At 65.8% G+C, this 23,587-nt stretch carries 16 protein-coding genes, 1 pseudogene and 1 riboswitch; of the genes and pseudogenes, 9 read left to right on the forward strand and 8 right to left on the reverse strand.

The features are described from left to right. Nucleotides 1–131 precede the first annotated feature (131 nt). Nucleotides 132–3,368, reverse strand: coding sequence for an efflux RND transporter permease subunit (locus tag BMY90_RS03210; RefSeq protein WP_092701456.1), 3,237 nt, complete (start codon nucleotides 3,366–3,368; stop codon nucleotides 132–134). 202 nt (nucleotides 3,369–3,570) lie between these two features. Further along, nucleotides 3,571–4,785, reverse strand: a complete 1,215-nt coding sequence (locus BMY90_RS03215; RefSeq protein WP_092701459.1) for an efflux RND transporter periplasmic adaptor subunit — start codon at nucleotides 4,783–4,785, stop codon at nucleotides 3,571–3,573. 442 nt (nucleotides 4,786–5,227) lie between these two features. Here BMY90_RS03215 and BMY90_RS03220 point away from each other — a divergent pair, with 442 nt between their 5' ends. Next, complete coding sequence (locus BMY90_RS03220; RefSeq protein ID WP_092701461.1) at nucleotides 5,228–5,749, forward strand: c-type cytochrome; 522 nt, start codon at nucleotides 5,228–5,230, stop codon at nucleotides 5,747–5,749. A gap of 171 nt (nucleotides 5,750–5,920) precedes the next feature. Here the strand turns inward: BMY90_RS03220 and BMY90_RS03225 are convergent, their stop codons facing one another. After that, entirely contained in the window at nucleotides 5,921–6,514 is a 594-nt protein-coding gene (locus BMY90_RS03225) for an acyl carrier protein phosphodiesterase (RefSeq protein ID WP_092701464.1), read from the reverse strand. Between the two features lie 59 nt (nucleotides 6,515–6,573). Here BMY90_RS03225 and BMY90_RS03230 point away from each other — a divergent pair, with 59 nt between their 5' ends. The 4 genes from BMY90_RS03230 to BMY90_RS03245 all read left to right on the forward strand — a co-directional run bounded on the left by BMY90_RS03230 (nucleotide 6,574) and on the right by BMY90_RS03245 (nucleotide 10,910). Continuing rightward, nucleotides 6,574–7,266, forward strand: coding sequence for an alpha/beta hydrolase (locus BMY90_RS03230; protein WP_092701467.1), 693 nt, complete (start codon nucleotides 6,574–6,576; stop codon nucleotides 7,264–7,266). A 67-nt stretch (nucleotides 7,267–7,333) separates the two neighbouring features. After that, a complete protein-coding gene (gene zapE, locus BMY90_RS03235) occupies nucleotides 7,334–8,458 on the forward strand; it encodes a cell division protein ZapE (protein ID WP_092701470.1) in 1,125 nt (374 codons plus the stop codon). 88 nt (nucleotides 8,459–8,546) lie between these two features. Then, nucleotides 8,547–10,373: a putative bifunctional diguanylate cyclase/phosphodiesterase gene (locus BMY90_RS03240; protein WP_092701473.1), complete on the forward strand. Its 1,827-nt coding sequence runs from the start codon at nucleotides 8,547–8,549 to the stop codon at nucleotides 10,371–10,373. A 159-nt stretch (nucleotides 10,374–10,532) separates the two neighbouring features. Continuing rightward, nucleotides 10,533–10,910 (forward strand): hypothetical protein, encoded by a 378-nt coding sequence (locus BMY90_RS03245; protein ID WP_008210294.1) that lies wholly within the window; start codon nucleotides 10,533–10,535, stop codon nucleotides 10,908–10,910. A 12-nt stretch (nucleotides 10,911–10,922) separates the two neighbouring features. On the opposite strand, the gene BMY90_RS03250 is transcribed toward BMY90_RS03245, so the two are convergent. Then, complete coding sequence (locus tag BMY90_RS03250) at nucleotides 10,923–12,608, reverse strand: AMP-binding protein (protein WP_092701476.1); 1,686 nt, start codon at nucleotides 12,606–12,608, stop codon at nucleotides 10,923–10,925. 192 nt (nucleotides 12,609–12,800) lie between these two features. Then, a riboswitch (cobalamin riboswitch) is annotated at nucleotides 12,801–13,011 on the forward strand. A gap of 257 nt (nucleotides 13,012–13,268) precedes the next feature. Between BMY90_RS03250 and BMY90_RS03255 the strand changes: the two genes are divergently transcribed. Then, nucleotides 13,269–15,713, forward strand: coding sequence for a ribonucleoside-diphosphate reductase subunit alpha (locus BMY90_RS03255; RefSeq protein WP_092701809.1), 2,445 nt, complete (start codon nucleotides 13,269–13,271; stop codon nucleotides 15,711–15,713). A 129-nt stretch (nucleotides 15,714–15,842) separates the two neighbouring features. Here BMY90_RS03255 and BMY90_RS03260 read toward each other — a convergent pair whose 3' ends face one another. Next, nucleotides 15,843–16,139 (reverse strand): GIY-YIG nuclease family protein, encoded by a 297-nt coding sequence (locus tag BMY90_RS03260; protein ID WP_092701478.1) that lies wholly within the window; start codon nucleotides 16,137–16,139, stop codon nucleotides 15,843–15,845. A 202-nt stretch (nucleotides 16,140–16,341) separates the two neighbouring features. Between BMY90_RS03260 and BMY90_RS03265 the strand changes: the two genes are divergently transcribed. Continuing rightward, nucleotides 16,342–17,367, forward strand: a complete 1,026-nt coding sequence (locus tag BMY90_RS03265; RefSeq protein WP_092701480.1) for a ribonucleotide-diphosphate reductase subunit beta — start codon at nucleotides 16,342–16,344, stop codon at nucleotides 17,365–17,367. A 67-nt stretch (nucleotides 17,368–17,434) separates the two neighbouring features. Here BMY90_RS03265 and BMY90_RS03270 read toward each other — a convergent pair whose 3' ends face one another. Beyond that, a complete protein-coding gene (locus BMY90_RS03270) occupies nucleotides 17,435–18,133 on the reverse strand; it encodes an alternative oxidase (protein WP_092701811.1) in 699 nt (232 codons plus the stop codon). A gap of 244 nt (nucleotides 18,134–18,377) precedes the next feature. Between BMY90_RS03270 and BMY90_RS03275 the strand changes: the two genes are divergently transcribed. Together BMY90_RS03275 and BMY90_RS03280 are read left to right on the forward strand one after the other, a co-directional pair. Further along, nucleotides 18,378–18,764, forward strand: coding sequence for a BlaI/MecI/CopY family transcriptional regulator (locus BMY90_RS03275; RefSeq protein WP_092701483.1), 387 nt, complete (start codon nucleotides 18,378–18,380; stop codon nucleotides 18,762–18,764). Between the two features lies 1 nt (nucleotide 18,765). After that, a complete protein-coding gene (locus BMY90_RS03280; RefSeq protein ID WP_092701486.1) occupies nucleotides 18,766–20,637 on the forward strand; it encodes a M56 family metallopeptidase in 1,872 nt (623 codons plus the stop codon). 33 nt (nucleotides 20,638–20,670) lie between these two features. Here BMY90_RS03280 and BMY90_RS17545 read toward each other — a convergent pair. Both BMY90_RS17545 and BMY90_RS17550 read right to left on the reverse strand, forming a co-directional pair. Next, nucleotides 20,671–20,769: pseudogene (locus BMY90_RS17545) on the reverse strand (SEC-C metal-binding domain-containing protein); the annotation flags it as partial. 1,309 nt (nucleotides 20,770–22,078) lie between these two features. Further along, entirely contained in the window at nucleotides 22,079–23,068 is a 990-nt protein-coding gene (locus BMY90_RS17550; protein WP_425438640.1) for an HD domain-containing protein, read from the reverse strand. Nucleotides 23,069–23,587 lie beyond the last annotated feature (519 nt).

Raw genomic sequence — 23,587 nt, forward strand, 5'->3', positions numbered from 1 at the left:
GCGCCGGGGTTGAACCGGAACCGCGAAAACCGAAAAGGCACCCCGGGATTCCGGGGTGCCGTGGAAGTCATGCGGCGACGTGCGACATGGCTGGCCCGGGCCGCCCGAAGGCGGCCACCAGCGTCGACGACTCATGCCCCGCTCTGCTGGATGCGCGCCAGCTCGCGTTGTTCGCGGCGATGCTGCAACCAGTCGGAGAAACGTTCCATGTAGAGATAGATCACCGGCGTGGTGTACAGCGTGATCAACTGCGACAGCAACAGGCCGCCGACGATCGACACGCCGAGCGGCCGGCGCAGTTCCGCACCGATGCCGTTGCCCAGCGCCAGCGGCAAGGCGCCGAGCATCGCCGCCGCGGTGGTCATCATGATCGGGCGGAAGCGCAGCAGGCAGGCGCGGCGGATCGCATCGTGCGCATTCATCCCGGCACGCCGTGCCTCGATCGCGAAGTCGATCATCATGATCGCGTTTTTCTTGACGATGCCGATCAGCAGCACGATGCCGACGATGCCGTCCACCGACAGGCTCATGCCGCACAGGATCAGCGCCAGCAACGCGCCCACGCCGGCCGGCGGCAGCGTGGAGATGATCGTCAGCGGATGGATGTAGCTCTCGTAGAGCACGCCCAGCACGATGTAGATCACGATGATCGAGGCGAGCAGCAACAGCACTTCGTCGCTGAGCGAGGAGGAGAACTCCGCCGCCTTGCCGATGAACTCCCCGCGCACCTGCGGCGGCATGTTCAGCTGCTTCTCGACCTTCTGGATCGCCGCCACGCCCTGCGACAGCGAGTAACCCGGTGCCAGGTTGAACGAGAGCGTCACCGCCGGCAACTGGTTCTGGTGGCTGACCACCAGTGGCGCATCGGTGACCGTGGCGGTAGCCAGCGAAGACAGCGGAATGGTGCCGCCGGCGCCGATGGTGAAGCCCACGTTGCCGCCGTTGCCGATGCCCGATGGCGTGGCCGAGTTGCTCGACTTCACCTGGCCGAAACTGGTGGCAGTGGAGCCGGTCAACGCGCCGTTGCCGTTGCCGCGCACAGTCAGCTTGTCCAGCAGATCGGCGCGGTTGCGGAACTGCGGCGCCACTTCCAGCACCACGCGGTACTGGTTGAGCTGGGTGAAGATGGTGGAGATCTGGCGCTGGCCGAAGGCGTCGTACAAGGTGTCGTCGATGGTCTGCACCGGCACGCCGAGGCGGCTGGCCTTTTCGCGGTCGATGTTGAGCTTGAGCGCGTTGCCCTGGTTGACCAGGTTGTTGCCCACGTCGGCCAGTTCAGGCTGCTTGCGCAACGCCTGGGTCATCTCGGTGGCGTACTTGGCCAGCTCGTCGGAATTCACGTCGGACAGCGAATACTGGTACTCGGTGGCGGCCACGCGGGTATCCAGCGTCACGTCCTGCACCGGCTTCAGGTACAGCGCCACGCCGGGAATGCCGGCGGCGTCCTTCTGCAGGCTGGCGACCACGCTATCCAGGCTGCCGCGCTTGCTGCGGTCCTTCAGCACGATGCTGAGCTGGCCCTGGTTGAGCGTGGGGTTGATCGTGCCGGCACCGATGAAGGCGGCCACGCCGGCCACCGCCGGGTCCTTGCGCAGCGCGGCGGCCACCGCCTGAGTGCGGTTTTCCATCTGCGGGAAGGCGATGTTGTCGTCGGCCTGCACCACGCCGGTGATCATGCCGGTGTCCTGCTCGGGCAGCAGGCCCTTGGGAATCACGATGTACAGGCACACGGTGACGACCAGCGTGATCGTGGCCACCAGCATGGTCAGCCGGCGATGGTCGAGCACCCAGTCCAGCGAGCGCTCGTACAGCCCCACCGTGCGCGACCACACGGTGCGCTTGCCGGCGGCGGCATGGCGTTCGTGCGCGTCGTCGCCTTCAGGCAGTTCGTCGGGCTTGAGCAGGTAGGCGCACATCATCGGCGTCAGCGTCAGCGACACCAGCATCGAGATGGTCACCGCAATCGTCAGCACCCACGCGAATTCGTGGAACAGCCGACCCGTGACGCCGGGCATCAGCAGCAGCGGCAGGAACACCGCCACCAGCGACACGGTCAGCGACAGCACGGTGAAGCCGATTTCCTTCGCGCCGATCTCGGCTGCCTCCTTGCCGTCCTTGCCCTGCTCGATGTAGCGCACGATGTTCTCGATCATCACGATCGCATCGTCCACCACGAAGCCGGTGGCCACGGTCAGCGCCATCAGCGAGAGGTTGTCCAGCGACATGCCGGTGAACGACATCACGCCGAACGTGCCCAGCAACGACAGCGGCACCGCCACCGACGGAATCACCGTGGCCCACAACCGGCGCAGGAACACGAAGATCACTGCCACCACCAGGAAGATGGTCAGCAGCAGGGTGAATTCCACGTCGTGCACCGACGCCTGGATGGTGATGGTGCGGTCGGCGAACACATCAAGATGCACGTCGGCCGGCAAGGTGGCGCGCAGCGACGGCAGCACCTGGCGGATCTGCTGCACCGTCTTGACGATGTTGGCACCGGGCTGGCGACGGATGTCCAGCAGCACCGCCGGCTTGTTGTTGGACCACGCGGCGAGCTGGTCGTCCTCCACTCCGTCGACCACGTTGGCCACGTCGGACAGCCGTACCGGCGCGCCATTCTTGTAGCTGATGATGGTGCTCTTGTACTGGGCCGCGTCGACCAGCTGGTCGTTGGTGCCGATCGAGTAACTTTGCGTCTTGCCGTTCAAGGTGCCCTTGGGCGCATTGACGTTGGCCTGGGTGAGCGCGCTGCGCACGTCCTCCATGGTCAGGCCGAGATTGGCCAGCTGCGACGGATTCACCTGCACGCGCACCGCCGGGCGCACGTTGCCGGCGATCGATACCAGGCCCACGCCCGGCACCTGCGACAGCTTCTGCGCGATCACCGAATCGGCCATGTCGTTGACGTCGCGCAGCGGACGGCTGTCCGATTGCAGCGACAGCGTGAGGATCGGCGCGTCGGCCGGATTCACGCGGTTGTATACCGGCGGGTACGGCAGGTTGCTGGGCAAGGTGCCCTTGGCCTGGTCGATCGCCGATTGCACGTCCTGCGCGGCCACGTCGATGTCGCGGCTCATGTCGAACTGCAACACGATGGTGGACAGGCCGGCGGAGGAATCCGAACTCATCATGGTGAGTCCGGAAATCTGCCCCAGGTTGCGCTCCAGCGGCGTGGTGATCAGGTCCGCCATGGTGGTGGCGCTGGCGCCCGGGTACTGCGTGGTCACCACCAGGCTGGGGGCCTCGATCTCCGGCAGCGCCGACACCGGCAGCTCGCGGTAGCCAAGGATGCCGAGCAGCAGCACCGCCACCATCAGCAGCGAGGTGGCGATCGGACGGCGAATGAAGAGCGAGGAGAATCCCATGGGTCGTCGTAACCGTCAGAGTCGGTGAATGCTCTCCGGCCGTCCCGCGCCGCAAGTCGTCTGCGCGCAGGCCGGGGAGGAGCCGTGAAATGGACGTCCGTCCACGTTCGGGTGATGACGCAAGCGCGGGCCACCGGACCAGGTGAAGCGGTGCGCGGCGGGCGGCGACGCTTTCGTCGCGGCCCGCGCGGCGCGGGCCGGCTTAATGGCCACGATGCCGACCACCACCCTTGGCCTGTGCCTTCTTCAACTGGGCGTCGGTCGGCGCCGGCGGCACTTCGCCCGGCTTGAGCGCATCGACCTTGCTGCCCGGCTTCAGGCGGAACTGGCCTTCGGTGACCACCTGCTGGTTCAGCGCCACGCCCTTGTCGATCATCACGTGACTGTCGCCGACTTCGCCGGCCACCGTCACCGGCTGCATCTTCACCGTCTTGTCGGCCTGCACCACGTAGACATAGTCGCCGTCCGGGCCGCGCTGCACGGCCTGCGACGGAATCACCAGGCCGCCATCCACCGTGCTGACCTTCAACTGCACGTTGACGAACTGCCCCGGCCACAGGTTGCCGTCCTTGTTGTCGAACACCGCACGCAGCTTGAACGTGCCGGTGCTGGTATCGATCTGGTTGTCCACCACCTGCAGCGCACCACCGGCGTCGATCGGATGGGAGTCGGTGCGGTCGAGCGCGCTCACTTCCAGGTCGGCACCGCCCTTGAAGGCCTTGCGCACCTCGTCGAGATTCTGCTCGGGCAGGTTGAATTCCACGTAGATCGGATGGACCTGGGTCAGCGTGACCAGAGCCGTGCCCGTGCTCACCACGTTGCCCGGGTCCACCGCACGGATGCCGGCAATGCCGTCGATCGGCGAGACGATGCGGGTGTAGCCCAGCTGCACCTTGGCGCTTTCGGCATTGGCCTTGTCCGCCGCCACCAGCGCTTCGTCCTGGGTCACCGTGTTGCGCAGGCCTTCCAGGTCCTGCTTGGCGATATAGCCCTTGGCCAGCAGGGTCTGGCTGCGCTGGTAATTGCTGCGCGCGGTATCCAGCTGCGCCTGCGCCTGGGCCTTCTGTGCCACGGCCTGGTCATACGCGGCCTGGAAAGTGCGCGGATCGATCTGCGCCAGCAGCTCGCCCTTGGTCACCGGGTCGCCTTCCTTGAAGTTGATGCTGAGCAGCTGGCCACTGACCTGCGGGCTCACGGTGACGGTATTGCGCGCCACCACGGTGCCCAGGCCGGTCAGGTAGATCGGCACGTTCTGCTTGACCACGGGGACCACCGTGACCGGCACCGGCGGCGTGTCGGCACCGGCCTTGCCCTGGCCCTGCCCTGCGCCACCCGGTTTGTGCACCAGACGGAAACCGACCGCCAGCAGCACGATCACGATAATGACGATCAGCGCGACCTTCCAAAAACGCGACATGTAAAGCTCCCGGGTAGACGGCCGGACCGAACGATCGCGACCGGCGCGCATGCGCCTGAACAATGGAGTTGGACAGCTGGAAATGTTGGACTACTGAAGAATAGGTGCAGTTCAACGGAATTGAACAATGCCAGTTGACATGGGGGGGACATGACCGATGGCAGGGGACGGCAGGTCTTGTGGCGGCTCCCCGCCACCGGACAGTGCAGAATACGGCCTTTCGCGGCAACAGGGGGAACCATGGCCGCCACCTCGACGGCAACACACGATCCGTCTGAAACTTGCGCCCGGCTTCGTCTATAATGGCAAAATTGTTGCCCGTGCAGCCCATGCGGAGCCGTCGCGCGGCGATTTCGTCCACCGACGAGCAGGCATGCCTCGGAAGCCTTGACGGCTTTCCGGCTTACCCAATGATGACTGGAGTACGTGAGTGAGCGGATCCATGACCAAATCCGACCAGGGCTTTCTGCGTCAGTTCTCGATCTTGATCGTAGGCCTGTGCCTGCTGACCATCGTGCTGATCGTCACGGCAGTCACCATCTACCACCACGAGCCGGTGGAAACCAATCCGAACGCGCCCAAGGCGGTGTCTGCGGAACTGGCCCCGGTCGGTGCCGTATACGCCGGCAACACCGGCCGCGCCGCGATGGAGGCCGCCCAGGCCGCTGCCGCCAAGGCCGCCGCGTCGCAGGTCGCCTACGGCGGCACCACCGACGGCAAGACCATCTATGACCACCTGTGCACCAGCTGCCATACCGCCGGCGTCGCCGGTGCGCCGAAGCTGGGCAACAAGGCCATGTGGGGGCCGCGCATCGCCGAAGGCCTGCCCACCCTGATCAAGCACGCCACCGAGGGCTACCACGGCCCCGACGGCAACTTCATGCCACCGAAGGGCGGCAACCCCGCATTGAACGACGCCCAGATCAAGGCCGCCGTGACCTGGATCGTCGACCAGGCCAAATAAGCCCCGCTTCAATAAAGCAAAAGCAAACGCCGCCTTCGGGCGGCGTTTTCGTTCGCCCCTTCTCCCCGCCGGGGAGAAGGTTGGGATGAGGGGCCGGGTGCTCACATAAGCAAGCTGTTTGCGTTCGCCTCCTCTCCCCGCTGGGGAGAGGGAGAACAACAGGCTGCTCTCTCAGCGCGCCACATTCGCCTCGATCCACGCCCGCGCAAAATCCCGCAACTCCGGAAAGAACGCCTCGAAGCACGCCTGCAACGGCACTTCCATCCCCGCCAGCACCGGCAACGCCGTATCCAGCGGATTCGCCCGCCGCAACCGCCGTCCGATGCCAGCCAGCGCCCGGCCGATCTCCGTGCGATCCGCATACCCCGCCGGCAGGCCATGCGCCTCCATGTAACCGCGGAAACGGCGCAAGTCGTCCGGCAACAACGCATCGTGCCGGTGCAACAGCGCCCGCACGCCGTCGGAGAACGCCTCCAGCGGGACCGGGCTCCAGCGCGCGAAATCCCGTGCCAGGCAATGATCGAACCACATGTCGAGCAGGATACCGGCGTAGCGCCGATACGGCGGCTCGAACAACGCGCGCGCCGCGACCACGGCGGGATGGTTGTCGGTGAATCCGTCGATGGCCCGATGCAGGTGGATGCCTGCCGCCAACCCCGGCGGCAAGGCCGGATCGGGCGTGCCGCGCACGAAATCGCCCATCAGGCCGCCCAGTTGCAACAGTTCGTCGTCACCGGCCAGCAGCACGTGCGCCAGATGGTTCATCGACGCTCGCTGGCAGTCCGGCGCAGGCGGCGAAGACGCCCGGCGGGTATCATGTGCATATGAATCTCACCGAGCTTCCCGACGACCCCACCGACTTTCCCGAGCAGGCCGCCAGCTTCGCGCTGTCCGGGCCGGCCGGCAAGCTGGAAACCCTGAGCGAGATCGCCGATCGCCCCGGCGCGCGTGCCGGCGTGGTGGTGATCTGCCATCCGAACCCCGTGCAGGGCGGCACCATGCGCAACAAGGTGGTGACGATGCTGGAGCGCAGCCTGCGCGAATCGGGGCTGGACACGATCCGCTTCAACTTCCGCGGCACCGGCGAATCGGAAGGCAGCTACGACGACGGCGATGGCGAAAGCGACGACCTGGCCGCGGTGGTGGCGTGGCTGCGTCGCGTGCGCCCGCACGACGCGCTGTGGCTGGCCGGCTTCTCGTTCGGCAGCTACGTGACCATCCGCAATGCAACGAAACTGCAGGCGCAGGCGCTGGTCAGCATCGCGCCGCCGGTCGGTCGCTGGGAACTGGCCAATGACGTGCTGCCCAACTGCCCGTGGCTGGTGGTGATGGGCGAAGCGGACGAAGTGGTGGAGCCGCAAGCGGTGTTCGACTGGATCGACGGCATGGACCAGCCGCCCGAGCTGATCCGCATGCCCGACACCGGCCATTTCTTCCACCGCCGCCTGATGGACCTGCGCGGCGCGGTGAAGCATGCCGTACGCGACTGGCTGCCGGAACCCCGCAGCGTCGCTTGAGCCACACGCCGCGCAGGCCCATGCCTCGCGCCCCGAGCCTCCCGCCCACCCTCCCGGCTGTTTTCGCATGTCCGCCAATCCCATCGCTCCCTCCGTTCGCTATCAGGAAGGTGTCACTGCGCACCGCTGGCAGGCCGACCCGGCCCAGCTTGCCCTGCTGCCGGAGTTCGACCGGCTGCACGCCGCGCTGTGCGCGCCGGTGGCAGCGCCAGGCAACGGCCTGTTCGGACGGCTGAAATCCCTGCTCGGCAATGACGAAACCGGCGCCGGCGCCATTCCCGGCCTGTACCTGTGGGGCAGCGTGGGCCGCGGCAAGACCTTCCTGATGGACCTGTTCGCCGCCAGCCTGCCGCATGGCGTGGCGCTGCGCCGGCACTTCCACCGCTTCATGGCCGAGGTGCACGAGCAGATGCGCGAACTGGGCCAACGCCAGGACCCGCTGGTGGACGTGGCCGCCGGCATCGCGCAACGCTGCCGCGTGCTGTGCCTGGACGAATTCCTGGTCAACGACATCGGCGACGCGATGATCCTGGCCAACCTGTTCGAATCCCTGTTCGCGCGCGGCGTGAGCCTGGTCACCACCTCCAACACCGCACCGGCCAACCTGTACAAGGACGGCTTGCAGCGCGCCCGCTTCCTGCCGGCCATCGCGCTGATCGAACAGCAATGCCGCGTGGTCGAGATGGTGTCCGCGCAGGATTGGCGCCTGCGCGCGCTGTCGCAGGCGCCGGTCTACCACACGCCGCCCGGTGCCGAAGCCGAGCGCGCGCTGGCGCGCATCTTCGACGGCCAGGCCCATGGCGAGGTCAGCGAAGGAGGCGAAATCGTCATCAACGACCGCCCGATCCCGCTGCGCAAGCGTGCCGACAACGTGCTCTGGTTCGACTTCGACGCGCTGTGCGACGGCCCGCGCGCGGTGGCCGACTACATCGCACTGGCCAAGGCCGGCCCGGCGATCATCATTTCCAACGTGCCGCAGTTCACCATCTACAGCGAGGACGCGGCCAAGCGCTTCGTGCAATTGGTGGACGAGTTCTACGACCGCCACGTGAAACTGGTGCTGTCCGCCGCCGCGCCGATCACCGAGCTGTACGACGGCGAGCGCCTGCGCGCCGAGTTCGGCCGCACCGAGTCGCGGCTGATCGAAATGCAGAGCGAGGAATACCTGGCGCTGCCGCACCGCCAGGGTTGACGCACGCGCGCATTGCGCTGCCCGCATGGCGGCAGTAGCCTGAAAGCCGGGGCTTGAACGTCACGCCGTTCCTGCTGGGGGATTCACGATGCACACGCTGTCGGAGACTCGCCCGGACGCCGTGCCGGGTGACGGTCAACCACCCTCCGCCGTCGATGACGCGAGGCCGGAAAGCCGTTTTGCCGTGCCCGGCTTCGATGCGGTGGCCCGGCTCGCGGCGCAGGCGCTGCATGTGCCGCTGGTCGCGCTGGTGTTGAGTGACGGCCGCGCCTATTGGTACACCGCCGGCGCGGACGACCCCACCCGACCCAGCGACATCCTCGCCACCGCCTACCTGGAGGCCGCGCGCAGCCATACCGCCGAAGTGGTGCTGGATACCGGCGACGATGCCCGCTTCCGTCCGGCGCCACCTGTGCCCCATCCGGCATCCGCACCGGTGCGCTTCTTCGCCAGCGAGCCGGTGCGCACCCTCACTGGCCAGCAAGTGGGCGCGCTCTGCGTGATGGACCATGCCCCGCGCTCGGCCCTGGCCGAACACGAGCGCGTGGCCCTGCGCGATGCCGCCGCATTGGCCGGCGCCGGCGTGGTGCTGCGCAGTTACCTGGGGCGTACCGACCCGGTGACCCAGTTGCCCCACCGCAGCGCCTTCTTCGAGGACCTGCGCACCCACCTGCGCGATGACACCAACCACGCGTGGCTGGTGGCCATTGAAGTGGCGTCGGTGGCACGTTTCAACGCCTTCGTGCGCGCCATGGGCCATGCCTATGCCGACGAACTGATGCGCGTGGTCGCCGCGCGCGTGCAGCAGTGGATGACACCGGACATGCACTTGTACCAGGTCAGCGTGACGCGCCTGGCGATCGTGCTGCCGCAGACGCACGGCGAACCGACCCCGGCACGACTGGACGAGCTGGTGGCCCGACTGCGCCATCCGTTCGACTGCCTCAACATCCCGCTGACCCTGCGGCCCGGCATCGGCCTGCTGCAGGTCGACGCGCGCGAATTGCGCGGCGGCGATCCGCTGCGACGAGTGATGAGCGCCTCGCACGCAGCCCAGCGCAACGCGCCGGGCTGGGCCCGCTACGAGCAAACCCAGGACGAACACCACCGGCAGCAATTCTTCCTGGTCACCGAACTGGCTGCCGCCATCACCGAACGTGCCGAACTGGATCTCCACTACCAGCCCCGCATCGACCTGGACAGTGGCCGTTGCGTGGCACTGGAGGCCCTGCTGCGCTGGCACCATCCCACCCTGGGCGAAGTGCAGCCCGGCGAATTCATCGGGCTGGCCGAACAGGCCGGATTGATGCGCGCACTGACCGAGTGGGTGTTTGACCACGGCATGGCACAGCTGGCGACATGGCGCGCGGACGGGCTGGACATTCGCCTGTCGCTCAACGTGTCCAGTGCCGACTTCGATGCCGAACTGGTCGCGCGGCTGCAGGTGCTGATGAGCCGCCACGGCATCGATCCGCACCTGCTGGAACTGGAATTCACCGAAAGCACCCTGATGCAGCATTGCGACGCCACCCGCCGGCACCTGGCCGCGATCTGTGCGCTGGGCACCACTGTCGCCATCGACGATTTCGGCATCGGCTACAGCAACCTCGCCTCGCTGCGCCAGATGCCGGCCAGCAGCCTGAAGATCGACCAGTCGCTGGTGCGCGGCATCGACAAAAGCCACGCCGACGCGGCCATCGTGCGATCGGTGAGCGCGCTGGCGCGCGACTTGGGTTTCCGCGTGGTGATCGAAGGCGTGGAAAGCGAATCGGTGCACAACGTGGTGCTGGCCATGGCCTGCGACGAAGTGCAGGGCTTCCACATCTCGCGTCCACTGCCCGCCCGTGACGTGCCGGGCTGGCTGCGTTCCTACGCCGCCGCACCACTGCCGCCACGCCATCGCACGTCCTCGTAGCCCGCTGGCGGGCGATGCTCTCCGTCACGCACCCGAAAAAGCACCGCCCACCAGCAGGCTCCTGCGGGAACGCCGGGATGTCTCGCCAGGGAGCCGGCATCTTCAACACCCCGGCGACAAACTGCTACCTTGGTACGGTGTCCTTCCGCGGAGCCACGCATGATCACTGTTCTTGCCCTTGCCCTGCTGCTCGGTAGTTCGCACGAAGGCGGCTTCCCCGCACGCGTCACCCAGGCCAAGCTGATCGAAGCCGGTACGGCCGGCACGGCTTACCAGAAAGTGTTGTGGGGCCAGATCGGCAACCCCACCACCGATGCCTACCGCAGCTGCCTGGCCAGCAATGCGCCGGCCGACACCACGCCGTTCACCCTGGTCGCCGATGTCGGCGCCGATGGCAAGCCCAGCCATGTCGAAGTGATGCCAGCCACGCCGGTGGCCAAGTGCATGGCCGGCCAGTTCACCACGTGGACGCTGCCCAAACCGCCGGCCGATCCGTCGCCCTACCCGATCGAGATCGATTACAGCATCGCCAAGTAGGCCATTGCGCGGTCAATCGTCGACGCGTGCCGCCAGCTCGGTCGTCATCGCTTCGCGCATCAGGTATTTCTGCACCTTGCCGGTGACGGTCATCGGGAACGCGTCGACGAAGCGCACGTAGTGCGGCACCTTGTAATAGGCCAGCCGGCGACGACAGTAATCCTGGATTTCCGCCTCGCTGGCCTGCGTGCCCTCGCGCAGGCGCACCCAGGCGCAAACCTGTTCGCCGAACTTCGCATCGGGCACGCCGAACACCTGCACGTCGAGCACCTTGGGATGGGTGTAGAGGAATTCCTCGATCTCGCGCGGATACACGTTTTCGCCACCGCGGATGATCATGTCCTTGAGCCGGCCGACGATGCGGCAATAACCGTCGTCGTCCAGCGTGGCCAGGTCGCCGGTGTGCATCCAGCCGGCGGCATCGATGGCTTCGCGGGTACGCGCCTCATCCTGCCAGTACCCCAGCATCACCGAATAGCCGCGCGTGCACAGCTCGCCGGGCTCGCCGCGCGGCACGATGCGGCCATCGGCATCCACCAGTTTCACCTCCACGTGCGGGTGCACGCGGCCGATGCTGTCCACGCGTCGCTCCAGCGGGTCTTCCGGCAAGGTCTGGAAGCTCACCGGGCTGGTCTCGGTCATGCCGTAGGCGATGGTCACCTCGGCCATGTGCATCTCGCCCACCACCCGACGCATCACCTCGATCGGGCACGGCGAGCCGGCCATGATGCCAGTGCGCAGGGATGACAGATCGAACTCGGCGAAGCGCGGATGCTCCAGCTCGGCGATGAACATGGTCGGCACGCCGTGCAGGCCGGTGCACTTTTCCGCCGCCACGGTTTCCAGCGTGGCCAGCGCATCGAAGCCCTCGCCGGGAATCACCATGCAGGCGCCGTGGGTGACGCAGGCCAGATTGCCCAGCACCATGCCGAAGCAATGGTAGAACGGCACCGGAATGCACAGCCGGTCGTGTTCGGTGAGGCGCATCGCCTCGCCGATGAACCAGCCGTTGTTGACGATATTGTGATGCGTGAGCGTGGCGCCCTTCGGCGCGCCGGTGGTGCCGGAGGTGAACTGGATGTTCACCGGGTCATCGAAACCCAGCTCGCGCTCGGCTTCGTGCAGGTGCGCCAGCGTCGCGGTGTCGCCAAGCCCGACCAATTCGCACCAGAGCCGCGTGCCGTGAGCGGCCTCGTCGTCGAGCAGGATCACCTCGCGCAACTCGGGCAGCCGTGCGCTGGCCAGCGCCCCCGGCGTGGCGGCGTCCAGCTCCGGCACCAGCTCGTGCAGCAGTTCCAGATAATGCGAACTCTTGAAGCGTCGCGGCAACACCAGCGCCCGGCATTGCACGACATGCAGCGCGTGTTCCAGCTCGTGCGCGCGATAGGCCGGGTTGATGTTCACCAGAATCAGCCCGGCCTTGGGCGCGGCGAACTGCAGCAGCACCCATTCGGCCCGGTTCGGCGCCCAGATGCCCACCCGGTCGCCACGCTGCAGGCCCAGCGCCAGCAGCCCCGCGGCGACACGTTCCACTTCGGCGTGGAACGCGCGGTAATCCATGCGTACCGCCTGCGCGCGCACCACCAGCGCGGGGCGCTCCGGGTGCGTGGCGGCGATGCGATCAAGCAACGCGCCGATGGTTTCCCCGAGCAGCGGCTGGGCACTGGCACCGTGAACGTAGCTGGGCAGATGGGGCACGCGTCATCACTCCCTGAAAGGCGACGGGATCGAGCATAACGCCGCGGCGGCAAGCCGGATCGGCACGCGCCCTTGCCCGGCACGACGCAGCGACTTTCTGCGAGGCGCCACAAACCGCGCCAGCACTTGCCTTGCCCGGCTTATCCACCGACTTATTCACAATAACTTGGGTTGACCAGCATCAGATCACCCGATATGTTGTGTCCGTCGGTGCCAATCCAGACCTACGGTCGGGCTGGCTTAATAGGGAATCCGGTGCGAATCCGGAACTGCCCCGCAGCGGTAAGCGGAAACGAACGCCATCACATGCACTGGCCGCCATGGCTGGGAAGCGAAGGCAAGTAGGCGGGTCGCAAGACCCATGTCCGCGAGTCCGAAGACCTGCCGACGCGATACGACCGGAGTGTCGTGTCGAATAGGTGACGGCTTCCGCGGGGAGGTGCGTCGTGCAACGGGGCATCTGCGCCCCGCGCACGCGTGACCGCGGTGACCACACCCCAACCCTGCGCGAGGGAGCAGGTGGTCGACACCCAAGGTCAGGAGCGAACCGACATGCAGCCTCTCGATACCACCGTCCGCGAGCGTTCCGGCGCCCGCGCGGAGTCGTCCGTATTTTCCGCCGAGGCCGTCGAGGCCACGGCCAACATCAGCGAAACCCCGATGCCTGCCATTCAAGAAAAACAAGAAGCCGCCCCGGCCGAAGCCTTTGCCCTCACCCCGCCGCACAACCCCGGCCAGATGCGCGTGACCAAGCGCAATGGCGGCCAGGAGACGGTGGACGTCAACAAGATCGTGCGCGCGGTGACCCGCAGCGCCGACGGCCTGCACGCGGTCGATCCGATGCGCGTGGCGCTGAAGACCATCGGTGGCCTGTACGACGGCGCCACCACCCAGGAGCTGGACCAGCTTTCGATCCGCACCGCCGCCGCGCTGACCGCCGAGGAGCCCGAGTACGGCCAGCTCGCCGCGCGCCTGCTCGGTGCCTACATCGACAAGGAAGTGACCGGCCAGGAAATCCAGAGCTTCTCGCAGTCGGTGGCCCACGGTGCCGAACTGGGCATCCTCAACGAGCGCCTGCGCGACTTCGTGGCCACCAACGCGCGCAAGCTCAATGACGCGATCGATCCGCTGGCCACCCGCCGCTTCGAATACTTCGGCCTGCGCACGGTGTACGACCGCTACCTGCTGCGTCATCCGCAGAAGCGCTTCGTGACCGAGACGCCGCAGTACTTCTTCATGCGCATCGCCTGCGCACTCGGCGGCAACGACATCGCCGAGACGCTGGAGCTGTACCGCATGCTGTCGTCGCTGGAATACATCGCCAGCTCGCCCACGCTGTTCAACGCCGGCACCGCGCACGAGCAGCTCAGCTCGTGCTTCCTGCTCGACTCGCCGACCGACTCGCTGGAGTCGATCTACGACAAGTACGCCGACGTGGCCAAGCTGTCGAAGTTCGCCGGCGGCATCGGCCTGGCCTACTCGCGCGTGCGTTCGCGCGGCTCGCTGATCAAGGGCACCAACGGCCATTCCAACGGTCTGGTGCCGTGGCTGAAGACGCTGGACGCGTCCGTCGCCGCGGTGAACCAGGGCGGCAAGCGCAAGGGCGCGGCCTGCGTGTACCTGGAAACCTGGCACGCCGACATCGAGGAATTCCTCGAGCTGCGCGACAACACCGGCGACGAGGCGCGCCGCGCGCACAACCTCAACCTGGCCAACTGGATCCCCGACGAATTCATGCGTCGCGTCGAGACCGACGGCGACTGGTCGCTGTTCGACCCGAAGGTCGTGCCGCACTTCGTCGACAGCTGGGGCGAAACCTTCGAAACCGCCTATCGCAAGGCCGAGGCCGCGGGCCTGGCGGCGAAGACGGTGAAGGCGCGCGACCTGTACGCGCGCATGCTGCGCACGCTGGCGCAGACCGGCAACGGCTGGATGACCTTCAAGGACCGTTGCAACGCCACCAGCAACCAGACCGCCAAGGCGGATAACGTCATCCACCTGTCCAACCTGTGCACCGAAATCCTGGAAGTCACCAACGCCGGCGAGACGGCGGTGTGCAACCTCGGTTCGATCAACCTGTCGCGCCACGTCGTCGACGGCGCCGTCGACTACGACAAGCTCGCCACCACCGTGCGCACCGCCGTGCGCCAGCTCAACCGGGTGATCGACCTCAACTTCTACCCGATCGACACCGCCGCCACTGCCAACCGCAAGTGGCGCCCGGTGGGCCTGGGCGTGATGGGCCTGCAGGACGTGTTCTTCAAGCTGCGCCTGCCGTTCGATTCGGCCGAGGCGCTGGCGCTGTCCTCGCGCATTGCCGAGGAGATCTACTTCCACGCGCTGTCACAATCGAACGAACTGGCCGAGGCCGAAGGCGCCCATCCCGGCTTTGCCGAAAGCCGTGCCGCCAGTGGCGACCTGCAGTTCGACCATTGGCCGAACGCCAAGCCGCACGATGACGCACGCTGGAACGCGCTGCGTGAAAACATCAAGGCCAAGGGCCTGCGCAACTCGCTGCTGATCGCCATCGCGCCCACCGCGACGATCGCCTCGATCGCCGGTTGCTACGAGTGCATCGAGCCGCAGGTGTCGAACCTGTTCAAGCGCGAGACGTTGTCGGGCGACTTCCTGGTGGTGAACCGCTACCTGGTCGACGAGCTGAAAACGCTCGGCCTGTGGACCAGCGAAGTGCGCGACGCGATCAAGCTGGCGGAAGGTTCGATCCAGGGCATCACCGCGATCCCCGAGCGCCTGCGCCAGATCTACCGCACGGTGTGGGAGCTGCCGCAGAAGGCACTGATCGAACTGGGCGCCGCACGAGGGGCGTACATCGACCAGAGCCAGTCGCTGAACCTGTTCATGGAAAACCCGAACATCGGCCAGCTCAGCTCCATGTACATGTACGCGTGGAAAGCCGGCATCAAGACCACCTACTACCTACGCTCACGACCGGCGACGAAGATCGCCAAGACCACGGTATCGGCGGGCAAGGCCGAGGCCAAGGCAGCGCCAGCCATCGATCAGAGCGCTATTGATCAAAACCAGGCAAGTGCCGCCGTGTTCTGCTCGCTGGAGAACCCCGAATACTGCGAGGCCTGTCAGTAACTCCTTACCGTCATTCCAGCGAAAGCTGGAATCCAGTGACTTCCCGCGCACACCATAAAGGCACTGGATCCCAGCTTTCGCTGGGATGACGGTGAGGGAACCGGGATGACGGTGAAGAGACGTGGCGATTCACCCACAAATCTCCGCGTAAAGATCACGCCAATAGGGATTGGATTTCTCGATGAGTTCGATCTTCCATGCACGTTTCCATGCCTTGATCGCTTTTTCGCGGGCGATCGCGGGCTCCATGCTTTCGTGCTGCTCGAACCAGACAAGGCCATGCACGTGATGCCGCTGCGTGAAACCGTCAACCACCTCGCCGCGGTGTTGCCAGACACGCGCTGGCAAATCGGACGTGACTCCGACATACAGCGTGCCATTGCGATGGCTCGCGAGAAGATAAACACAAGGTCGAAGCCCTCGCATTTCCAATTTCTCCGAAACACACAACACCCGTCATTCCAGCGAAAGCTGGAATCCAGCGCCTTAGGCCCTCGCCACGCCATCACGTAGGCGAAAGCCGCTGGATCCCAGCTTGATCAGCCCTTCGGCTGTTGAAAAGCACCTCGCTGGATGACGACCAGATCCACCGCGCCTTATCGGCTGCGAACCACGCAAGGAACCACTCATGTCCACCCAACCCGAACACCCCCAGAACATCCTCGATCCAGGGTTCGAACTCACCCTGCGCCCCATGCGCTACCCGGGCTTCTACGAGATGTACAAGAACGCCATCAAGAACACCTGGACGGTGGACGAGGTGGATTTTTCGCTGGACACCACCGACCTCAACAGCAAGATGTCGGCGGCTGATCGCCACCTGATCCACCGGCTGATCGCGTTCTTCGCCACCGGCGACACCATCGTGTCGAACAACCTGGTGCTGAACCTGTACCAGCACATCAACGCGCCCGAGGCGCGCATGTATCTGTCGCGCCAGCTGTACGAAGAAGCGTTGCACGTGCAGTTCTACCTGACGCTGCTGGACACCTACATTCCCGACCAGAACGAACGCGCCAAGGCCTTCTCGGCGATCGAGAACATCCCCTCGATCCGCGCCAAGGGCGAGTTCTGCTTCAAGTGGATCGACTCGATCCAGGACATCTCGCGGCTGGAAACGCGCGCGCAGCGCCGGCAGTTCCTGCTCAACCTGATCTGCTTCGCCGCCTGCATCGAAGGCATGTTCTTCTTCGCCGCCTTCGCCTATGTCTACTACTTCCGCTCGCGCGGCCTGTTGCATGGCCTGGCCTCGGGCACCAACTGGGTGTTCCGTGACGAGAGCTGCCACATGGCGTTCGCGTTCGAAGTGGTACGCACGGTGCGCGCCGAGGAGCCAGACCTGTTCGACGAGGAGATGCGCGCGCAGGTCGAGGAAATGCTGGAAGACGCGATCGCCTGCGAAACGCAGTTCGCCGAGGACGTGCTCTCCGGCGGCGTGGTCGGACTGTCGTCGAAGGAGATGCGCCAGTACCTGGAATATTGCGCCGACCAGCGCCTGGCCCAGCTCGACCTGCCGAAGAAGTACGGCGCGAAGAACCCGTTCGACTTCATGGACCTGCAGGACGTGCAGGAAGTCACCAACTTCTTCGAGCGCCGCGTCTCCGCCTACCAGGTCGGCGTGGAAGGTGAAGTGGCGTTCGACATGGCGTTCTGAACCCGCTCGGGATGTGGCCAGGACACGGACGCAGCGCTGCGCCCGTGTCCGCCCCAACACAACGCGCTCACAAATCGCTGTGCATGCGCTCGTGGTGTTCGGACTTGCGCTGCAGCGTGTCGGCGAAGCCGTGGTTCACGTCGCGGTGCATGGCTTCTTCGGCGCGGATGATCACGATCACGTCGCGCAGCCGGGCATCGGCCGGCAGGCTCCAGTAATCGATGGCCACGTGCGGGGCGGGCACGTTTTCGTCGGCGCCGCTGTCGATCTGTGCCAGGTAGTGGTTGTAGCTGATCACCGCTTCTTCCTCGAAATAGCCCACCACGCGATGCGCCGTGCGCGGCGAGCACAGGTACAGCAGGAAGAAGGCGTTGTAGAAGATGCCCTGCACGATGACCACCACCACGCGCTCGAACCAGGTCGGGCGGATGATGGCCATGAAGGTCATCAGATGCATGCGCTCGTTCTCGGCTTCGTCCAGCAAGGTGTAGATCCAGCCGTCGTCGTCGCGCATGCGGCGCAGGCAGCGCAGGTGCTGCAAGGTGGCGCCCACCATGCCCGGCACCGCGGCCACGGTTTCCAGCACTACCGCGCGATGCCCGTAGCGCTTGGCGAAGAAGGTGTCGGCGATGAAGCGCAGGAACTTCACGAAGCCGAAGGCCACGCGATCACGAAAGCCGCGCGGCTCGTGATGCCGCGTCAGGCTGATCTGTTCCTCCGGTTGTGGCGAGCGCTTGGGACTGATGCGGGTTCGTTTGGTATCCATCATCTGGCTCCAGAAAGTTGTTCGACGTCGCTGGCACGCATGCCCGACGCTACAGGCCGTGGCCCGCCCCCGTTGCTTTTTCCGTTCCGGAAGCAGTGTGGGCCGTCGCGGATCAAGATCGGGTGCAGGGCCGGGCTTTGCCACTGGGCAAAACGACGCAGGCGTGCGGGCACGCATTGGCATTGACTACACGAGTAGTCACGGTGTAGCTTTTAACTACACCTGTAGTCATAGGCGCCCACGCATGTCCAGACCTTCCATCGGCGACCAGGAACTCGCCCTGCTGCATCACCTTGCCGAACGCGAGCCCGCCTCGGTCGGCGAGATGGCGGCGGACTATGGCGAAACCCACGGCCTGGCCCGCTCCACCGTGCTCACCATGATGGAGCGTCTGCGCGCCAAGGGTTACCTGAAACGCCGCCAGTCCAAGGGTGTGTATCGCTACACCACCACCACCGGCCCGGGCGAGGCGATGCGCAGCGCGGTAGGCCAGTTCGTGGAGAAGACGCTCAGCGGCTCGGTCTCGCCGTTCGTGGCGTGGATGGCCGAACGCGGCGAGGTCAGCGACGACGAACTGGCCGAGCTGGAAGCGCTGGTGACGCGACTGCAATCCGGACGCGGGGAGAAATGACATGGCGACGCTCGATCATCTGGCCGGCCTGCTGCTGAGCCGCCTCGTCTGGACCTCGCTGCAAGCGGCTCTGCTGGTGGGACTGGTCGCCCTGCTGATTCGCCTGCTGCCACGCCTGCCCGCCACCGCGCGCTGCGCCCTGTGGTGGCTGGTGGGTCTGCAAGTGGTGCTTGGCCTGTGCTGGCATGCACCGATTTCGCTGCCCCTGCTCGCGGCACCGACGACGACGCAAGTCATCGCACCGACACACGTCGTGGTGCATGTGGATGCCACGCCGGCAGGCTTGCGATCGGCGACTGCTGATCCCATCGGCGCCGCGTCACCGGCTACCACGCTCGGTGCGCAGGCGATCAACGCCTTCGCCGCGCACTGGCGCCTGCTGCTGGCCACGACATGGCTGCTGCTCCTGCTCGCCCAGCTGCCCGCGCTGACCCGGCAACATCGCCACACCCGACGGCTGCGTCGCGCAGCCAGGCCACTGGCCGATGCCATCCTGCAAGCGCAGTGTTCGCGGCAGGCTCGCCTACTCGGTTTGCGCCACACGCCCGCGCTGCTGGTCTCGCCCGATCTTGCCTCGCCGCAAGTCAGCGGTTATCGCCACCCAGTCGTACTGTGGCCTGCCGAACATGCACTGAGCGCCGACGAATCCGCGCTGGCGCTGGCACACGAGCTGGCCCACCTGCAACGCCACGACCTGCCGCTGGGCTGGATTCCCGCGCTGGCGCAACGCCTGTTCTTCTTCCACCCGCTGCTGCGCTGGGCGATGCACGAGTACGCCTTGCACCGCGAGGCCGCCTGCGACGCGCAAGCGCTGCAACAGCAGCACAGCGCGCCACAGGATTACGGCCGGCTGTTGCTGCGCCTGGGCGTGGCCCGTCCCCTGCACGCCGGCCTGGCCGGCGCATCCCCCACGTTCCACAACCTCAAGAGGCGACTGACCATGTTGCAACAGACCTCCAGCACCATGCCGCGTGCGCGCGGCTGGTTGTTCGTCGCCGCCGTGGCACTGGTCGGCGTGCTGCCCTACCGCGTCGTCGCCGCCAGCCACACCGCGCAACCCGCCCATCAGGCCCCGGTGGCCCAAACCGATACGACGGCCATTCCCGCACCACCGCCGCCTCCGCCGGCACCACCGGCTTTGCCATCCCCGCCGCCGGGACTGCCGCCACCGCCGCCACCGCCCGCGCCACCGGCTCCGCCATCACCGCCGCCATTGCCCGAATACGGCTTCAATGCTCATCATGTGGACATCGATATCGACTCGAACGCCTCCCTGGGCTTCGCGCTTTTCGATAACGACGCACTGACGATCTACGGCACCAAGGCCGATGCGGCGGCCATCAAGCGTCTCCCGAAGAAGAACGCACCGATGCTCTGGTATCGCCAAGGCAATACGGCCTACCTCATCCACGATCGCTCGATCATCCAGCGTGCCGAGCACCTCCATGCGCCGGTGATCGAACTGGATCAGCGGCAAGGTCAACTCGCCGGCAAGCAAGGCGAGCTCGCCGGCCGACAGGCCGGCCTGGCCGCACGCCAAGCCGCCTTCGCCGAACGCCAGGCCGACCTGGCCAGCCAGGAAGCCGCACTGGCCGCACACGCAGCGGACAACACGGATCGCCAAGCCTATGCCGCCCAGCGACAAGCCCTGGCCGCACGCAAGGCCGACCTCGAAAAACAGCACACCGCACTACGCAACGAACTCGACGCGAAAAAGCAGTCCCTGCGCCAGCAACAAGTCGCCCTGCGGCAAGAACAGATTGCCCTGCGCGCACAGGGAAAACGCGTCACGGCGCAATCCGCGCAAGCCATGAACGCGCTGCTGCAGGAAGCCAAGGCCAAGGGTTTGGCGCAGGAAACCAGTCCACGCTGAACCCGCGCGTGGCCCACGCCTTCTGTCGCCGCGTCAGCTATCCGCTTCGCCATTCACCAGGCAGCAGCGCTTGTACTTCTTGCCGCTGCCACACGGACAGGGATCGTTGCGGCCGACCTTGGGCGTAGCCCGCACGTAGGTGGTCATCGCGTCCCAATGCGGACGACGGTCCCACCTGCGTGCATCTTCCTCGCGCCAACGCCGCTGTCGCGTCTCGATGGCATCGGGGCTGTAGAACTTCCACGGGCTACCGCGGCGCTGCCAGTCGGGCTCATCCTTGCCGCGCTGAAAGGCGTCTTCGACATCCTCGATGGCAAACATGCCGCCAATGTCGCCGCGCTCTTCTCTTAGCCGTGTCTCGCCGTTGACAATGGCCTCCATCACGCTGCGATGGCGCTCACGTGGAAAATCCAGCAGCGCATTGCACGCCATGGTGCGAAACATCCACTCGCCGGATTCGTCGCCGGCAAGCCCGGCAACCCAGTTGATGGCCGCTTCAAGCGCAGCTTCGCTTTCGCGCATGCCCGCATCCAGCACGACATCCAGCGCCTGGCAACGCATATGCCAGCCACCCGATGCCTCCTGCGCGAATTCGCGGGCGGCGTGGACGGCGGCCGGCGGCTTGTTGGCAAACAGCGGCGCCCAGTCGCCCGCCAGCCAGTCCGACAAATCATTGTCGTCGTGCTCGTCCAGGCGCCGCATCAAATGCACCAGCAGCAAGCCGGCCGACTCGGTCGGAATGCGGCCGAGAATGAAGGCCGCATGCAGTGGAAGCCACCACACGCCCGGCGCCGCGCCACGCCATGTGCGTTCGTCGTCCAGAACAGGGCGCAAGGTTTCCACCATCGCTTCGCCATGGGCCACGCAGGCATCGATCAGGTCGAGTGGCGCGCGATCCTCCTCGGTGGCCAGTCGATCCAGCAGTTGCGCGGGATCGAGCGTTGCGAAATTCGGTATGGCGCCGTTCGACGACGGAATGATTGCGTTCATGGCAGACAAGGCCGATCAGTTCGGTGTGCGGAAAGAGCTGAGAGTATCGACTATGCGTGGCACCGCCAACCCTCTTGTTCGGCGTGCCGCCGAGGGCGCTTTCCAGCCGACAGGGGTGCGGCCATGGCTGCCTCTTCAGCTTGCCATCCTTCGGCGACGTGCTGCTTACGGGCAGAACTTTGGCGGCAGGACTGCGCCATACGGATAGCCCGTCTACCCACGCTCACTCAGGGCCGGCTCGACCAGCGGCTTGGTCCAATAAAGGCCAGCGGTTCGCCCTCAAGTATTTCGCTCAGCCAGAAACACACCACGCGTGTGGAGAAGACACCTTCGCCGCTCAGCATCCTGGCGCCAACCCGGGAACACCCCCACGCGTGTGGGGAAGACTGCCGGCGGCCGGCACGTAACTGCCGAAGCTGAGAAACACCCCCACGCGTGTGGGGAAGACGGCTTAGCCCTTGCCCAGCCTCAACGGACAATGGAAACACCCCCACGCGTGTGGGGAAGACGTCATGCTGAACACCATCACCCAGCGCGCCGTGGAAACACCCCCACGCGTGTGGGGAAGACGGGCTGAGGCCTGGCCTTCTTCCAGCAGGCGATAGGCCACGTACAATGCGGCCTCGGTCTTGCCCAAGCCCATCGGCGCTTCCAGTGGGTAGACGCCTGGCTTTACGGCAGCGTCGATCAACTGGCGCTGCGCGTGCCGCGCAGGAAAACCGAAGATCTCTTCGAAGCTCAAGCTTGACCGGTAAGCCGGCGGCGCAAAGCCGGCTTCGTCGAGTGCGCGCGCAATGTTCGGCTGCCACGGCGCGTCCGGGTCTTCGAAATGCCTGCCGGAACCGATCCAGTCGGAAACCGAGGTGAGGCCGGCGATCAGCCGCGCCTGCGCGACCGAGGCCAGTTGCGGCCAGTCCGTGGCCAAGCGTGCCTTGAGCTCGGCCACCAAGGCCACCCGCTGTGCCTGCCACGTGCTGCCTCCAAACTGTTCCGCATCGGCTCGTCGCCCTGCCACTGGCGGCGAAAATCCGTGATGCTGGCCGGCAATTTCCGGCAACCAACGCGGCACACCCATCGCCTCCAGAGCGACTTGGCTGACGCCGGCGTGCCCGCCCCATTGGCGCTCGATTTCGGGCGAAAAGCCTGGAACCTGTGGCAGCTGACAGGCCTTCATCAACTTGTTGAAGAACGTGGGGCTGACCTTGCCTGTGTCATGACTGGCCGCGGCCAGCAGACTGCCTGCAGGAAACAGCGCTTCCCCAAGACGTGGTGGATACCGTGAGATCAACGCCCGCGCCACCTCGCCCACGATCTGGCAATGCTCGAAGACCGTACGACCGGGCACCACGGCGCCGTCCGGCCGGTTGTAGGTCTTGGCAGGACACAGCTGATACTCCTTTGCCGCGATATCCATCGCAGCCACCGAACGCCTGATCGGCATGTTCCTTCCCCTATTCCTGTCCTTGGAGTTCTACCAGCTTTCAGTCTCACAACGCGAGACTGAAATCGGGGAGGGAGCCGGAATCATCCGGCCCCCTCCCACACCACCGTACGTGCGGTTCCGCATACGGCGGTTCCTGTCTGCCATGTAGTTCATGCGAACTTCGAGGCATTGAGCTTGTTTCGTTCGTCGTGTCGCCTGTCGTCCTATGAACACCTGGATCACCTTCCGGACTACTGGCCCTTCCAGTACTGATCGCAGGCTCCCGACTTGCGTCGGAACGTCTGCCCAAGACGCGCAGAGATCACGCGTGACTTGCCACTCGTGACAGGTTCGGCCCTTCGGTCATAACGCACCTACTATGGCCTCTGCTGACTTCTCGCTCCACCTTGCGGCGTCGCCCTTTCAGGCATGAGGCGAGATCTCCCCGGGTATGACGCACCTGCCTTCCCGCTTATGCCTGTCGGATATACGCCACGTCGTCTGTGCAAGTACCGGGCTTTGACCTTTTTGGCTGCC

Origin of the sequence: Rhodanobacter glycinis (assembly GCF_900114325.1) — a bacterium.
In the GTDB taxonomy this organism is placed as follows: Bacteria; Pseudomonadota; Gammaproteobacteria; order Xanthomonadales; family Rhodanobacteraceae; genus Rhodanobacter_A; species Rhodanobacter_A glycinis.